Here is a 15,233-nt window from a genome sequence, read left to right on the forward strand (position 1 = left end):
CTTAAGAATTTACGCTGACGTCATTTTGGTTATCGTGAACGCAACTCTCTGGAAACTCAACCCTTTCAAGATGAGGGAGATAACTTTGCCAGCCAAAATGCGACATCATGCGTTGCCAGCGATCGTCAAGCCCCGCCTGCAAACAGAGAGGCTCTCCGGTCACCGGATGCTCGAGACACAGCTCGCTCGCATGCAACATCAAACCAGAGCAAGAGAAATGCTGCGCCATGGCGCGATTTTGACGCAGGTCACCGTGTTTAGTGTCACCAATAATCGGGTGACGTAAATGTGACATATGACGGCGTAGCTGATGCTTACGGCCGGTTTCTGGCTTTAGCTCTACCAAACTATAACGTGCGGTTTGATACTTACCGACGGCAACCGGCATTTCGACCATAGCTAACGAACGGTAATGACTCACCGCCGCCTGTGGCGCTTTATCAGGATCGGCAAACTTATCGGCAATCTTGTCCAATTCTGGCGTTAACGCATAATCAATCACCGCTTCGCCTTCGAGGTAACCGCGCACCACCGCATGATAAGTCTTATTCATCTCACGCTGTTCAAACTGTTCCGACAGCAGGCGGGCGACGTCGCTAGAAAGCGCCATCAGTAGCACACCAGACGTTGGACGATCGAGGCGATGTACGGGAAACACGTGCTGACCAATCTGATCGCGCAGCGTTTGCATCACAAACACCGTTTCATGACGGTCAAGCCAACTGCGATGAACAAGCCAGCCCGCCGGCTTATTTACCGCAACTAAATGTTCATCCTGATAGATAATATTCAGCATTAATTGGCGTCTTCTTGGTTCAGCATACTGTCCAACTCTTGGAGCAGGACGATCAGCGGCTGAACCTCCAGCAAGCGCTCTTTGAAGGCCATTTCAAAATAAGGGGCAATAGCAAAACGGCGCGGTAGTGGCGCACTGCTATCAATCAGCGCAAACATGCGCGGTAGCAGGATCCATTGCAGCCACTGCTCAGGGCTCATGGTGTCCACGCAAAAAGGCTCTTGGCTCTCAAAAGCCTGAGCATCAGGTGCACATTCTTGAGACAAATCAAGGCTGTCTAACTGTTGCTCTATTCTCAGCAAATGCTGTCTGACTTCAGCGTATTCACTCATGCTTTTCTCACTTATGTCTACAGGCGGGATATAAAATGGGGGCAAAGAATAGCATTGAAGCTCGCACGTCCCAATAGCCTAACGTGGTTAAGCGCTTTATGAGCAGTAAGACACATATAGCTTTAGCTTCGCGGTATATTCAGTAAGAAGGTGCTAAATCATTGATAGGGGATAAAAGCGTTGTCTATGGGCAAAAAAAAAGGCGTACTGTTTTTACACAGTACGCCCGGTTCGTTTTATAGCAATCCAGCTACTCATTGTGCTCCCTGCTCATCCGTGAAAACTTTTCCGTACGGCTATCCATTTCCCGACAATCCGTCGTATCGTCCAACTTTCATCCTGACGTTTCATCCTGCATCATCCTGATGCTGTTCCTCAGTCTTCCTGACCCGCCTGTTATCCTAACTGGCTCTCAATCTCCGTCCTGGAGGTGTCCCTGACTTCATCCTGAAGTATCCTTGGCCAACGTCCTGTGGCACATCCTTTATCACTCTTCCTGAGTGTGTCCTTCACTTCATCCTGAAGCAACATCATCCTGATGTGTCCTGCTCCAACCGTCTTCCCTTCCGGTGAAACTAATATCGCCTATTCTTAGGCTTAAAACAATGAACCCAATTGGCTCACAGCTGGCTTACACGGTGAAAGATCACAAAATAAAAGTATTATTCATTGAATCTTATACAAAAAATCAAATCAGCTTACACAATATCTGCATCAATAAGCGATATATCCTACACGGCTTGTGAGAGATCTCTTACACAGCGACGGGCAGCCGTGTAAGCCAAATTCACTTAATGACGACAGGTTGTAGGCGAGACAGGAATTCTGACAGTGATTCAGCCAGCACTTCACGCTGTTTACTGCCGAACTGTTCAAGCAGAACATTGCCGGTAAGGTTACACAGCGAGATCAGTTGTAGCTCGGAATCCGTGGTGGCAAGGAAGAGGGTTGGAGAGAGTTTTAACCGACGCTGAGTGACTAAATGACCGATCTGATTTTCTTGTAAGCGCTGTAAGTCATCCTCGCTCCAAACCTGCACCAGATCTAGCGCTAAATCACCCAATACCGCGCTCATATCACCGGCATACTGCGAGGTGAAAAAGGGAACGATATCTTCATGCAGCTGAATATCCAAAGCGCGGGAAATACCGTTTAGGCTATCAGAAGCGGCCGCAGGCTGCGGTTTCCAATACACTTTCTCGTTGTCGGTATGCACTACGCAGGGTGATGCGACACCATATAATGCCTCACTAGAGGGGAAATCGCCGCTTTCACGCTGCCAATCATCAATAAAACGCTGGGTAAACTCCGCTAGCGCGGCAGAAACATCATGCACCATGTTTTCTCTCACTAAGGTAAACTATAGGGTATTCACTGATTGTACCGTTCTTATTCGAATATAGGCCACATAATGTCATACCAAGATCATCAGGCCCTTGCTGGCTTAACGCTCGGCAAAGCCACTGAATACCGCGACAGCTACGACGCATCACTGCTTCAGCCCGTTCCTCGCAGTATGAATCGTGAACCGCTGGGACTTTATCCTGATTCACTGCCTTTCACCGGCGGTGATATTTGGACGCTATATGAGCTCTCATGGCTTAACGCCAAAGGCCTGCCGCAGGTTGCCATCGCCGATGTGGAATTGGATGCTTTTAGCCAGAATTTGATTGAGTCAAAAAGCTTTAAACTGTATCTCAACAGCTTCAACCAAACGCGCTTCGCTAATTGGGATGACGTGCAAACTACGCTGCAGCGCGACTTATCACACTGTGCGCAGGGTGACGTGCGCGTGCAACTGATGAAACTTGATGAAGTTGAAGGCCAGCCGATTGCCGCATTCCGTGGAGAATGCATCGACAATCTCGATATTGAAATCGATAACTACGAATTTGACGCTGAACTTCTCAAGAACGCCGCCGATCCACAGAACGTGATCGAAGAAACATTGGTAAGCCATTTATTGAAATCCAACTGTTTAATTACCCATCAGCCTGATTGGGGCTCCGTGATGATTCAATACCGCGGCCCGGCCATCAATCGTGAAGCGCTGCTGCGTTATCTGGTTTCTTTCCGTCATCACAATGAGTTCCACGAACAGTGCGTTGAGCGCATCTTCTGTGATATCCAACGCTTTTGTCAGCCGGAAACCCTCAGCGTTTATGCTCGCTATACGCGCCGCGGTGGCTTGGATATTAATCCTTGGCGCACAAATACGCCGTTCGTTGCACCAAAAGGCCGCCTGGTTCGCCAATAAGCCTCGCAAAAATGGCAAATCATTACGTGCGCTTACGTAAGAGTGTTGGCAAAAATCAAAAGACAACGGTAAGGTGTTTGCAGGACGCAAAATGCACGAGTTCACAATAAGCTATTGATGAATCAAGCAACCTATCAGGCCTTGAGCATAAATCGACTATCAGCTCGGAATGCTAAATTTGTCAGGTGAAGGCGTGCATTAATACAGTAGCAAAACGTATCAGGAACAACGGAATTGAGCCTGCCTAACAATAGACAGGACACGTTATTCCTGATGCCATCGCGGTAACCGCATCGGTAGATGTATAGGAGTGACTTTGATTACACATATCAGCCCGCTTGGGTCTATGGATTTGTTGTCGCAGCTTGAAGTGGACATGTTAAAGCGCACGGCAAGCAGCGATTTGTACCGCCTATTCCGCAACTGTTCCCTCGCCGTACTTAACTCCGGCGCACAAACCGATAACAGCAACGAGCTACTATCGCGCTTCGAAAGTTTTGACATCAACGTATTGCGCCGCGAACGCGGCGTGAAACTCGAGCTGGTTAATCCGCCTGAAGACGCTTTTGTCGATGGGCAGATCATTCGCGCTCTTCAGGCCAACCTATTTGCCGTGCTGCGCGATATTCTGTTTGTTAACGGGCAAATGACCAACACCGATCGCTATCCGCATCTGGATACGAAAAGCCCAGTACATATCACCAACATGGTCTTTTCGATTCTGCGTAACGCCCGTGCCCTGCACGTTGGCGAAGAGCCGAACATGATTGTTTGCTGGGGTGGCCATTCTATTAACGAGATCGAATACCTGTACGCACGTAAAGTGGGTAACCAGCTAGGACTACGCGAGCTGAATATCTGCACCGGCTGCGGTCCAGGCGCGATGGAAGCACCGATGAAAGGTGCCGCCGTTGGACACGCCCAACAACGCTACAGAGAAAGTCGCTTTATCGGTATGACCGAGCCTTCCATCATCGCCGCCGAGCCGCCTAACCCGCTGGTGAACGAGCTGGTGATCATGCCGGATATTGAAAAACGTTTGGAGGCCTTCGTTCGCTTTGGTCATGGCATCATCATCTTCCCTGGCGGGGTGGGTACGGCAGAAGAACTGCTCTACCTACTGGGTATTCTGATGAATCCAGAAAACAAAGATCAGGTTTTACCGCTGATCTTAACGGGTCCAAAAGAGAGCGAAGACTATTTCCGCGTGCTGGATGAGTTCATCATGAGTACGCTGGGCGAAACTGCGCGTAAGCATTACACCATCATCATCGACGATCCGGCTGAGGTCGCTCGCCAGATGAAACGCGCCATGCCGAAAGTGAAAGAAAACCGCCGCCAAACCGGCGATTTCTACAGCTTTAACTGGTCGATCAAGATTGCCCCAGATTTACAGCTGCCGTTTGAGCCGACACACGCCAATATGGCTGCGCTAAATCTGCATCCTGACCAGCCGCCTGAGCAATTAGCGGCAGCGTTACGCCGTGCATTCTCAGGCATTGTGGCCGGTAACGTGAAAGAAGTGGGTATTGCCGAGATTGAAAAACATGGGCCATTTAAAATCCACGGTGATGCAAAAATGATGCAGCACATGGATCATCTGCTGCAAGGCTTTGTCGCACAGCATCGTATGAAGCTGCCGGGAACCGCCTACGAACCTTGCTATGAAATCATTAAGTAATTAATCATTACTTTATGCAGGGCGGTCGAGTACCGCCCTTTTTCTTTTCCGAATAATGATAACCATCATGCAAATACACCTTCTGATCGTTGACGCGCTAAACCTCATCCGCCGCATTCATGCCGTTCAGGGTTCGCCCTGCGTTATTGCTTGCCAGCATGCGCTACAGCAGCTGTTAGCACACAGCCAGCCAACCCACGCCGTGGCCGTTTTTGATGAGGACGATCGCGATAACAGTTGGCGTCATCAGGCCTTACCGGACTATAAAGCCGGTCGTAGCGCCATGCCTGAAAACTTAGCCGCGGAAATGCCCGCCATCCGTGAAGCATTCAGCAAACTAGGCGTACAAAGCTGGCACTCGGCAGGCAACGAAGCGGACGATCTCGCCGCGACGTTGGCATATAAAATTGCACAAACGGGAAACCGCGTGACGATTGTATCTACGGATAAAGGCTACTGTCAGCTGTTAGCTCCGACCATTGAAATCCGTGATTATTTCCAAAAACGCTGGCTTGATTTGCCTTTCGTGAAAAAAGAGTTCGGCGTAGAACCGCAGCAGCTGACGGATTATTGGGGACTAGCAGGGATCAGCAGCAGCAAGATATCCGGCATACCCGGCATTGGGCCAAAAGCAGCGGCTACGTTACTTAACGAATTTGGCTCGCTGGCCAATATCTTTGAACAGATAGAAAGTGTGCCAGATAAATGGCGCAAGAAGTTGGAAGAACACAGGGAACAGGCGGAGCTTTGTAAGAGAGTCGCTACGCTACAAACCAATCTGACGATCAGCGGCAACCTGCAGCAGCTGCGTTTACCGTAGGATTGACCACGGCTTAAAACTTCCCTCTCCTAACCTTCCCGTTCTCAAGGGAGGCTAGGAGAGGAACAATCACTTAGCTATTATTACTGTTCTTCAACTGCATACGGCGGTTAAGCTCACGTTCATCGCGGCGGCCAGGGATCGCGCCCCACATACGACGCACGTGCACCGTGATTTCTTCACGATCGTGATAAAGCTGTTTAGCCGCGATCTGAGCATTAATACCGTTGTCTTTCAGCGTTTGCGCCAAAATAGACAGGTTTTGGCTCACTTCTTCATAACGCTTTTTCATCGGCAGCTTCAGGTTGAAGATCGCCTCACGGCACCAACCGTTCACGAGCCAACGCGCGACCAAACTTGAAACCTTCGCCGGTTTCTCAACCATATCACATACCAACCAATCAACACCGTTGGTGTGCGGTGGCTCAAATTTGAAACCATCGGCTTTATGGTGTGTAACCTGCCCGGTATCCATCAAGCTGGGTGCCATTGGACCGTTATCAACCGAGTGCACCCACATGCTGCGTTTCACCAATTGGTAAGTCCAGCCACCGGGGCATGCACCCAAATCGACCGCTTTCATACCGCCAGCAAGACGCTCATCCCACTCATCGTGCGGGATAAACACGTGCAGCGCTTCTTCTAGCTTCAGCGTTGAACGGCTTGGCGCATCCGATGGGAATTTCAGACGCGGGATCCCCATATAGAACGGGGAGTTGTTATTACTGTAGGAATAACCCACATAACAACAGCCCGGCGCAATAAAGAACACATGCACCACAGGGCGGTGCGCATTTTCATTCTTCAGCAGGATCTTTTGCTCACGTAGCGCAGCGCGCAGCGGCACCGTGAACTTGCGACAGAACTTCATCAGCTCTTTGCTTTCATTGGTATCCGGCACTTCAACGCGCAGCTCACCGGCACCTTCAATCACGTTCATCAGCATTCCAACAATCGGCGAAACGCGATCGTCAGTTGGTAAATCTTTGAGCAACTCACCCACTACAATCATCTGACGAGCAAAAATCAGCTCGCGGAATGGCAAATTTTTGGCGAGTTTATCGGCATCTTCATGCTGATAACATTCAAAGGTCACATAGCCGCTGTTTTCTTTGACTCTTGGGAAGCCAAAGACTTCAAGAGCCGCGGCTTTCTCGGTAATTTCTGCTGCGCATTCTTTTTCGAATCCTGGGCGGCAATATAAAGCTAATTTATTCATGGCGTTCCGCCCTTTTCCTCATGCGTAAGGCACCTACTAACATCAAAGCCCAACCTACTAAAAAGCAAACGCCGCCGATAGGCGTGATGTACACCCACAGTTTAAGATGCGACAGCGCCAGACAATAAAGACTTCCACAAAACAACACGGTTCCCAGAGCCAATAACGCACTGCTGCAATAGAACCACAGATTTTTACGACGCTGCATTAAGGCTGCCAGCCCTAAAATTGCCAGCGTATGGATCCCCTGATACTGCAATCCAGTATGCAGCCAATCCATTTCAGCAGCACCCAAGGTTCGGCTCAAAACATGTGCGCCAAACGCCCCCAGTGCAACAAAAACGAAACCGCTAATCGCGGCAAAAATCATCATTGAACGACTACTCATTCCGATTACCCTGTTTTAAGCCGTGTGCATGAATACTTACCATCGACAAACGACGATTAAGACTCATAACGAAAACGGAATTTTTCCTGCTCGCTCGCTGCACGCGCGAGGATCCACTGACGGAATGCCGCGATTTTCCCCAGCTCCGCCTGGCTATCCTGACAGACCAGATAAAATGAATTCTTACTGATGAGCACATCGTTAAACGGACAAACCAGACGACCGGCCTCAATCTCAGTTTGCGCCATCACGTTATTCACTAACGCAATACCCTGACCATGCACCGCAGCCTGAACAACCATGGCACTGTGGCTGAAAATAGGCCCTTGCTGAACGTTAATATGCTGTAACCCTAATTGGCGGGTATACGCTAACCAGTCTCGACGCGACGTATCGTGCAGCAGCGTATGATAAGCCATATCGGCCGGATCTTTTAGTGGATGTTCGCTCAATAATAATTGCGGTGAACAGACAGGGAGCAAATATTCGGCATATAAACGCTCTACGCGCAGTCCCGGCCAATGCCCTCGCCCATAAAAAATGGCAACGTCAACGTCATCGGCCAGCTTCCCTTCTTCGCGATCGACGGCCTGAATACGCACATCGATGCCCGGATAAGCAGAATTAAAACCAGAAAGACGTGGAACGAGCCATTGAATAGCAAAACTTGGTGGCAAGCTGACGGTTAACGCGCCTTTGGCACTACGCGCCTGTAGTTTACGCGTTGCCTCATTAAGGGATGAGAAAATTTCTTTGATATCGAGGTAATAACTTTGCCCTTCTTCCGTCAGTAACAAAGAGCGGTTACGGCGGCGAAATAGCTTCAGCCCAAGGAAATCTTCCAATGATTTAATCTGATGACTTACCGCAGCCTGAGTAACAAACAGCTCCTCTGCAGCCTTGGTAAAGCTGAGATGTCGGGCTGCCGCATCAAACACGCGCAGTGAGTTTAGGGGTGGTAATCGTTTAGACATGGCTGGACACTTTTTATCAAACGGTTGCAGATAATTAACCGTTTATTTACCCATTAGTTTTTTTTATCCGAGCCATTATAAATTGTCCGTTGAGGATAGGCCAGCAAATACCTATAGTGGCGCCACTTCCCGAGCCGGAACGAAAAAGTGTTTGTGGATTTGGTTCCTGAATACTTTTGGCTTTGTGGTTGTGATGTTGTGTTTGCAAGTTGTCTGACGATTTCAGACATAGTAGCTAGGCTACTGTTTTTTTCACTTCCTGTACATTTACCCTGTCTGTCCATAGTGATTAGTAGCACCGCAATTTGCGGTGCTTTTTTTTATCTAAAAACGCCGACCGAAGTCAGCGCTTTTAGATTTACGACGTTGATTTTAATAATCAAATTATTTGCTTTCAGTCATTTCTCTGACGTCGTTACGGTTAATCTGTTGCTGATTGCCGTTAGCATCTTTGTAGCTAATCATTCCGGTTTCGTTATCCACCTGAGGTTTACCATCGCTCACAATGGTGCGACCATCGTTGGTATGCATGACGTAGTTGCTTGAACAGCCAGCCAATACGAAGGTAAACATCACGGCGGATAAAACAGCACCTAATTTCTTCATGATTTACTCCTTGCAGTTTAAAATGCGCTACTAACGCTCTTTTTATCTCCGGCACATTCATTTGCCAGTAGTTAAAAGCATAACAAGCTATTTCAGCTTTGCCAGAAAACTGCCAAATTATTCAGATTAATCTGTCATGCCGCTCTTTGGGCGTGACAACCAAGCGGCCCGCAATGAGGAATTATTTCGCATGACATCCTTTGATTATTCAGCCTTTCGCGGCCACTTCCCTGCACTTTCAGCAACAGATAACGAGCAACATGCGGTTTATCTCGACAGCGCAGCAACCGCACTAAAACCTCAAGTATTGGTTGAAGCTACTCAAGCCTATTACGCTGGCAGCGCCGCTACCGTACACCGCAGTCAACATCAGGCCGCTCTGCGCTTGACTCAGCGCTATGAATCGGCTCGCCAGCAGGTTGCCCAGCTTCTGCATGCTCACAGCGCAGATAGCATTGTGTGGACTAAAGGCACCACCGAAGCCATCAATCTCGTGGCGCAAAGCTATCTGCGCCCCATTTTGCAGGCCGATGATGAAATTCTGGTGAGTGAAGCCGAGCATCACGCAAATTTGATACCGTGGCTGATGGTGGCTGAACAATGTGGCGCTAACGTCGTTAAGCTTCCGGTCAACCAACACGGGTTACCGGCTCTAGTACAGTTACCGGCTCTACTCACTTCGCGCACCAAAATGATGGCCTTGGGGCAAATGTCGAACGTTACCGGTGGCTGCCCCGATCTACGCTATGCGCTAGAGCTGGCGCATCAAAACGGCACGCCAGTTATGATTGATGGCGCGCAAGGCGTCGTGCATCATCCGCTTGACGTCGCCGATCTCAACGTCGATTTTTATGCTTTTTCTGCCCACAAAATGTATGGCCCAACGGGGCTTGGCGTGTTGTATGGTAAGCCGGAATATCTCGAACAGATGCATGCGTGGCAGGGCGGTGGGAAAATGCTAACTAAAGCCGGGTTTGATGGTTTTATCGAACAAGCCATACCCCACCGTTTCGAAGCAGGAACCCCCAACATCGCCGGAGTTATCGGATTTTCAGCGGTATTAGAGTGGTTAGAAAATTTCGATTTGGCTGCTGCGGAAGCTTACTGCGTTTCTCTGGCCGAACAAGCAGAGCAACAGCTTAGCCAGATTAAAGGGTTTATCAGTTACCGCGCACCTAAATCCGCGCTGTTGGCTTTCAATATTGCGGGGATTCATCACAGCGATCTAGTCGCTTTAGTGGCTGAGCAAGGCGTGGCGTTACGCGCGGGCCAACATTGTGCACAGCCGCTGATACAGGCGTTAGGCATTACCGGTTCGCTCCGTGCTTCATTTGCGCCTTATAATTGCCCTGAAGACGTCACCACGCTGGTAAAAGCGGTAAACTATGCGCTATCAATCTTGAACGACGAGGATTTTGCATGATTGCCCCCCATCCTTTTGGCCGGACATTAACGCCTAAAATGTTAGCGGCACGGTTTGAATCACTGACGCTTTGGGAAGATCGCTATCGCCAAATCATTCTGCTGGCACGTGAGCTTCCTGCATTACCGCCAGAGCTAAAACAGCAGAAAACCGAGCTGGCAGGCTGTGAGAATCAGGTATGGCTAGGCGGGGAATTACTTGAGGATGGAAGCATGCACTATTATGGCGACAGCGACGGACGCATCGTCAAAGGCCTCTTGGCAATCTTGCTAACGGCGTCAGAAGGCAAAACGCCGCAGCAGATTATGGCAAGCGACCCACTGGCGCTATTTCAACAGCTCAATATTTTAGAACAGTTAAGCTCTTCGCGCGCCAGCGGTTTAAACTCGCTCGCCGCTGGGATCAAAAATATCGCGCAAAGCTATCTGTAATCACTGACTGTAATTACTGAGGCTGAGCAGCCATCCGCTCAGCCTTAGCCAGCATTTTCTTAATCGCATGCGCCACGGCAACAAAACCAAAGGTTGCCGTCACCATCGTGACCGACCCAAACCCAGAGGCGCAATCCATACGTTTAGGCCCTTCTGCGGTGCTGCGAGAAGCACATACGCTACCATCAGGCTGTGGATAGACCAGCGGCTCGGTCGAGAATACGCAGTCGATCCCCAGCTTACCTTTGCTATTTTTCACCACGTTGAAATCATTCTTCAAACGCTCACGCAGCTTGGCCGCTAGCGGATCTTGAATAGTTTTTGCCAAATCGGCAACTTCAATACGCGTGGGATCAATTTGCCCGCCCGCGCCACCGGTCGTCACAATCGGGATCTTAAAGCGACGGCAGTAGGCTAACAGCGCAGCCTTTGGCCGCACGCTATCAATAGCGTCGATAACATAGCTAAAGCGATTATCAATCAGCTTATCAACGTTATCTGGCGTAATAAAATCATCGATACAGGTGACCTGACACTCTGGATTGATCTCACGAATACGGGCAGCAATCACTTCTGTTTTCGCCTGCCCCACGTTGCTGCGCAGCGCATGGATCTGCCGGTTGGTGTTTGTCACGCAAACATCATCCATATCGATCAACGTAATAGCACCAATCCCCGTGCGAGCTAACGCTTCTGCCGCCCACGATCCCACGCCGCCAATACCGATAACGCACACATGAGCCTGAGAGAATACGCCCAGCGCCTGCTGGCCATATAAGCGAGCAATACCGCTAAAACGCTGCATATAAGCGTCGGAAAAAGATGCTGTCATTGGATTTATTACCTTAGGAATTCTTGATACAGCCTCTCACTAACCGACGAGCAGCAAACAGCTCATCGGTCGGCGAGGGAAAACAATAAAATAGACTATCTATTATAAGCGCTGAACAACGGCCCACCGCTTTGCGGGGTTTTCAGCACCCAGACACGGCCATAGTGATTATAGAAGCCAGCCGCGTGCCCTGCTTCTGGGCCAATGCCCTGATAGATATCGAAGTGTTGGCCTTTAATCGCACCACCCACGTCCAGAGCCACCATCAAACGCATCTCATATTTGCCGGTAAACTTACCTTGATTATCAAGCAATGGCACTTCCGCCAACAGCGTAGAACCGGCTGGGATCAACGAACGATCCGACGCAACGGACGCTTTTGCCACTAAAGGCACACCGCTTGCCCCTTTCACCGGCGCATACATTTCCGGTTTAAAGAAGACGAAGGAAGGGTTTTGCTCCAGCAGTTCGCGAACTTCTGCGGCAGAATGGTTATCCGCCCACTTACGAATCGCCTGCATCGACATCTCTTCACGCGCAACTTCACCGCGATCGATCAACACTTTACCAATGCTGCGGTAAGCATGACCGTTTTTGCCAGAGTAGCCAAAGAAGGTCAATGGTCGGCCATCGCCGTAGTCCACATAGCCACTGCCCTGCACTTCCATCATGAAGTTGTCCATAATGGAGTTGCTATAGCCGATTTCCAGATTGCGGTTATCCAGCGCGCCGGAGTAAATCGCCGAGCGTTCCGGCAGGCGACGGTTCTTACCTTTGCTTGGCATGCGATACAGCGGGTACTGGAATTCGCCCTGACGCGTATAACGCGCTTCAATCACCGGCGTGTAATAGCCCGTGAATTGCACGTTACCAAAGTTATCCATCCCTTCCATCTGATAAGCGTTCAAACCAAACTGGGACAGCTGGCGCGTATCGGCTCCGGCTCGTAACCAGTTGGTCACCGCTTGGAAAGTATCGGTGTTTCTATTATAGAGAGAAGGCGATGCACGTTGGATAGCGGTGAGCTGATCGGAGAAATCCTTTCCGTTAACCGGTTTTCCTTTGGCATTCGGTCTATTAACGAGCTCTAAGGGATCGTTAATCTTCCCATCCTTATACTGCTGGCCTTTATCTGTTGGACGCGACGAACATCCCGCTAGCAATGCCACCAACAGCCCACCTACTACATATTGTCCCCAACGACCTTTCATTTCACGCTCTCTAGAAACCAAATAACCACCGCGGCACGATAACAAACCCACAGCCTGAAAGGAATTCTCCTCACTAAAAAAACGATAAGAGGCAGATATCGATTAAAAAGACCACTTAACGATTAAAAAACATGCATCAAATTGATAAATGAGTGATGTTTGTCAAAAAATTCTTGCATCAAATTCTATCGAGTGTATAGTTCGCCCTCATCGGACGCGGGGTGGAGCAGCCCGGTAGCTCGTCGGGCTCATAACCCGAAGGTCGTCAGTTCAAATCTGGCCCCCGCAACCAATCCGATGAATAGAAGTAAATAGCAGTACATAAAAATATAAAAAGTAGTAACCGGACGCGGGGTGGAGCAGCCTGGTAGCTCGTCGGGCTCATAACCCGAAGGTCGTCAGTTCAAATCTGGCCCCCGCAACCAACTTCAACTTCATAGAAAGTTGATTTAAGAAAGAAAAAAAAAGAACGAAAGAAGAAAGAAAAAAACGAAGAAAAAGCAGTATGTCGGACGCGGGGTGGAGCAGCCCGGTAGCTCGTCGGGCTCATAACCCGAAGGTCGTCAGTTCAAATCTGGCCCCCGCAACCAATTTTCATACTGAAATAAATAAGCACCTTAACGGGTGTTTTTTTATGTCTAAAATTTGAGAAATTCCAATATGAGGAAGAACATACTGCGTTCTTTCTGCATCACCAAACTGTTCCCTCCCCTGCCAGGGGGAGGGTTAGGGTGGGGGTTAAGTTTAAATAACCACGCCCCCACCCAGCCTCCCCCTTCGCAGCGGGAGGAACCGTTCGGATGTTTTCATACCATCTCGAGCGCTATTCAGTATTTCCTTACCGCCTCGCCAACTCCCCACCATTCGCAAAGTAAGCTTTAATTCCGGCCAGAATAGATTGAGCAACCTGCTGCTGGAAAGCGCTGGTACGTAGTTTACGTTCTTCTTCAACGTTACTGATAAATGCGGTTTCAACCAAAATAGATGGGATATCAGGCGCTTTCAGCACCGCAAAGCCAGCCTGCTCCACGCTGTTTTTATGCAATTTGTTCACGTGGCCCATATTTTTCAGCACTTCTTTGCCGAACTTCAGGCTGTCGTTCACCGTCGCGGTCTGCATTAAGTCAAAAATGGTGTGATCGAGGTATTGATCCCCACTGCGGCTAACCCCACCGATTTCATCGGATTCATTCTGGGTTTGGGCTAAAAATCGTGCCGCCGCGCTGGTTGCGCCTTTGGTCGATAGGGCAAATACCGAAGAGCCTCGCACCGAGCGGCTAGTAAAGGCATCGGCATGAATCGAAATGAACAGGTCAGCACGCTGTTTACGCGCCTTCGCCACCCTGACCTTCAGCGGAATAAAGACGTCTTCATTACGCGTCATGTATACCCGCATATTGGGCTGTTTTTTAATCAACGCGCTGAGGCGACGGGCAATTTGCAGCACAATGTCTTTTTCACGTGTCTTATTTTTACCGATTGCTCCGGGATCTTCACCGCCGTGCCCGGGATCGAGCATGATAACAATCGGTCTATCGCGTCCGGCTTTGCCTTTTTGTGGCCCTTCCGGCGGCAAACTCTTACCTAAATCACCTTTATTGTAATCTTCCAGCAAAGCCAGCAGCGGATCGTTTTCCGCCGCGCTAGTGCCTTGTGCCGGATACAGATCGACCACCAAGCGGTTTTTAAATTCGGCAAACGGCGCGAGCGTAAACAGCTTCGGGCTGATTTCCTGCTTAAGTTCTAACACCAGCCGCACGGTATTTTTATCAAATTGTCCAACGCGCGCGGTTTTTAAATACGGATCGCCCGACTGAACCTGACTGCTGATCCCTTTGAGCACGCTGTTAAGATGAACGCCCTCAATATCAACGACGATTCTATTCGGATTGGTTAGCGCAAACTGCTTATATTTCAGGGGCACCTTCGATTCCAGCGTCACGCGAGTATAGGTCGACGCCGGCCATACCCTTACGGCAATCACCTGTGAAGACGCAGCAAAACCCACTCGGCTTACACTTAAAAACCAAGTAGCAGCGGCACCCTGCAACAAACGACGACGGGTCAGATTATGGTTCGAATTTGTCATGCAATCCCAAAATAAAAAGCCAAACACAGCGGAGAATAGCGCTCCAGCACAAATTTTAGGGCAAAACTTTATCGAATCGCGGCGGGGCTGTCATTAGAAAATGCTTAAAGGAGTTTTGCAGATATCCCTATCCGCAGCAGAGATGACTTGAATTTACATAAAATTCACACTTGC

General features: G+C 49.5%; 15 protein-coding genes and 3 tRNA genes. 8 read left to right on the forward strand and 10 right to left on the reverse strand.

Features of this window, described 5'->3' with window-relative positions:
• Position 1: 1 nt before the first annotated feature.
• The 3 genes from truC to syd all read right to left on the reverse strand — a co-directional run bounded on the left by truC (position 2) and on the right by syd (position 2,467).
• The gene (gene truC, locus U0008_RS17020) at positions 2-796 is read right to left on the reverse strand and encodes a tRNA pseudouridine(65) synthase TruC (protein WP_043495274.1); all 795 of its coding nucleotides are present in this window, start codon (positions 794-796) and stop codon (positions 2-4) included.
• A complete protein-coding gene (locus tag U0008_RS17025; RefSeq protein ID WP_025800232.1) occupies positions 796-1,128 on the reverse strand; it encodes a YqcC family protein in 333 nt (110 codons plus the stop codon). Before U0008_RS17025 ends, truC begins: the two co-directional genes overlap by 1 nt.
• Positions 1,129-1,915: 787 nt before the next feature.
• A complete protein-coding gene (syd, locus tag U0008_RS17030; protein ID WP_043495276.1) occupies positions 1,916-2,467 on the reverse strand; it encodes a SecY-interacting protein in 552 nt (183 codons plus the stop codon).
• Between the two features lie 69 nt (positions 2,468-2,536).
• On the opposite strand from syd, the gene queF reads away from it, so the two are divergent.
• The 3 genes from queF to xni all read left to right on the forward strand — a co-directional run bounded on the left by queF (position 2,537) and on the right by xni (position 5,886).
• Positions 2,537-3,385 carry an NADPH-dependent 7-cyano-7-deazaguanine reductase QueF gene (gene queF / locus U0008_RS17035; RefSeq protein ID WP_096388768.1) on the forward strand — a complete coding sequence of 283 codons (849 nt, stop codon included), beginning with the start codon at positions 2,537-2,539 and terminating at the stop codon, positions 3,383-3,385.
• Between the two features lie 316 nt (positions 3,386-3,701).
• Entirely contained in the window at positions 3,702-5,066 is a 1,365-nt protein-coding gene (gene ppnN, locus U0008_RS17040; protein ID WP_025800235.1) for a nucleotide 5'-monophosphate nucleosidase PpnN, read from the forward strand.
• A gap of 67 nt (positions 5,067-5,133) precedes the next feature.
• Positions 5,134-5,886, forward strand: a complete 753-nt coding sequence (gene xni / locus U0008_RS17045; RefSeq protein WP_025800236.1) for a flap endonuclease Xni — start codon at positions 5,134-5,136, stop codon at positions 5,884-5,886.
• A gap of 73 nt (positions 5,887-5,959) precedes the next feature.
• Here xni and rlmM read toward each other — a convergent pair whose 3' ends face one another.
• The 4 genes from rlmM to U0008_RS17065 all read right to left on the reverse strand — a co-directional run bounded on the left by rlmM (position 5,960) and on the right by U0008_RS17065 (position 9,073).
• Entirely contained in the window at positions 5,960-7,105 is a 1,146-nt protein-coding gene (rlmM, locus tag U0008_RS17050; RefSeq protein WP_043495279.1) for a 23S rRNA (cytidine(2498)-2'-O)-methyltransferase RlmM, read from the reverse strand.
• Positions 7,098-7,493, reverse strand: a complete 396-nt coding sequence (locus U0008_RS17055; RefSeq protein WP_193764846.1) for a DUF423 domain-containing protein — start codon at positions 7,491-7,493, stop codon at positions 7,098-7,100. The genes rlmM and U0008_RS17055 overlap by 8 nt, the downstream gene beginning before the upstream one ends.
• A gap of 56 nt (positions 7,494-7,549) precedes the next feature.
• A complete protein-coding gene (locus U0008_RS17060) occupies positions 7,550-8,467 on the reverse strand; it encodes a transcriptional regulator GcvA (protein WP_025800239.1) in 918 nt (305 codons plus the stop codon).
• Between the two features lie 384 nt (positions 8,468-8,851).
• A complete protein-coding gene (locus U0008_RS17065; RefSeq protein ID WP_038502437.1) occupies positions 8,852-9,073 on the reverse strand; it encodes a YgdI/YgdR family lipoprotein in 222 nt (73 codons plus the stop codon).
• Between the two features lie 190 nt (positions 9,074-9,263).
• On the opposite strand from U0008_RS17065, the gene csdA reads away from it, so the two are divergent.
• Entirely contained in the window at positions 9,264-10,496 is a 1,233-nt protein-coding gene (csdA, locus tag U0008_RS17070) for a cysteine desulfurase CsdA (RefSeq protein ID WP_043495334.1), read from the forward strand.
• Positions 10,493-10,927: a cysteine desulfurase sulfur acceptor subunit CsdE gene (csdE, locus tag U0008_RS17075; protein ID WP_043495283.1), complete on the forward strand. Its 435-nt coding sequence runs from the start codon at positions 10,493-10,495 to the stop codon at positions 10,925-10,927. The genes csdA and csdE overlap by 4 nt, the downstream gene beginning before the upstream one ends.
• A 13-nt stretch (positions 10,928-10,940) precedes the next feature.
• Here the strand turns inward: csdE and tcdA are convergent, their stop codons facing one another.
• Positions 10,941-11,759 carry a tRNA cyclic N6-threonylcarbamoyladenosine(37) synthase TcdA gene (gene tcdA, locus U0008_RS17080; RefSeq protein WP_043495285.1) on the reverse strand — a complete coding sequence of 273 codons (819 nt, stop codon included), beginning with the start codon at positions 11,757-11,759 and terminating at the stop codon, positions 10,941-10,943.
• Positions 11,760-11,854: 95 nt separating this feature from the next.
• On the reverse strand, positions 11,855-12,970 hold the full coding sequence (mltA, locus tag U0008_RS17085) for a murein transglycosylase A (protein WP_025800244.1): 1,116 nt from the start codon (positions 12,968-12,970) through the stop codon (positions 11,855-11,857).
• A gap of 215 nt (positions 12,971-13,185) precedes the next feature.
• On the opposite strand from mltA, the gene U0008_RS17090 reads away from it, so the two are divergent.
• The 3 genes from U0008_RS17090 to U0008_RS17100 all read left to right on the forward strand — a co-directional run bounded on the left by U0008_RS17090 (position 13,186) and on the right by U0008_RS17100 (position 13,560).
• Positions 13,186-13,262 (forward strand) — tRNA-Met (locus U0008_RS17090).
• A 56-nt stretch (positions 13,263-13,318) separates the two neighbouring features.
• Positions 13,319-13,395 (forward strand) — tRNA-Met (locus U0008_RS17095).
• A gap of 88 nt (positions 13,396-13,483) precedes the next feature.
• A tRNA-Met gene (locus tag U0008_RS17100) sits at positions 13,484-13,560 on the forward strand.
• Between the two features lie 248 nt (positions 13,561-13,808).
• Here U0008_RS17100 and amiC read toward each other — a convergent pair.
• The gene (gene amiC, locus U0008_RS17105) at positions 13,809-15,059 is read right to left on the reverse strand and encodes an N-acetylmuramoyl-L-alanine amidase AmiC (protein ID WP_043495287.1); all 1,251 of its coding nucleotides are present in this window, start codon (positions 15,057-15,059) and stop codon (positions 13,809-13,811) included.
• Between the last annotated feature and the right edge of the window lie 174 nt (positions 15,060-15,233).

It is taken from the genome of Hafnia alvei (assembly GCF_034424155.1).
GTDB classification, from domain to species: Bacteria; Pseudomonadota; Gammaproteobacteria; order Enterobacterales; family Enterobacteriaceae; genus Hafnia; species Hafnia alvei.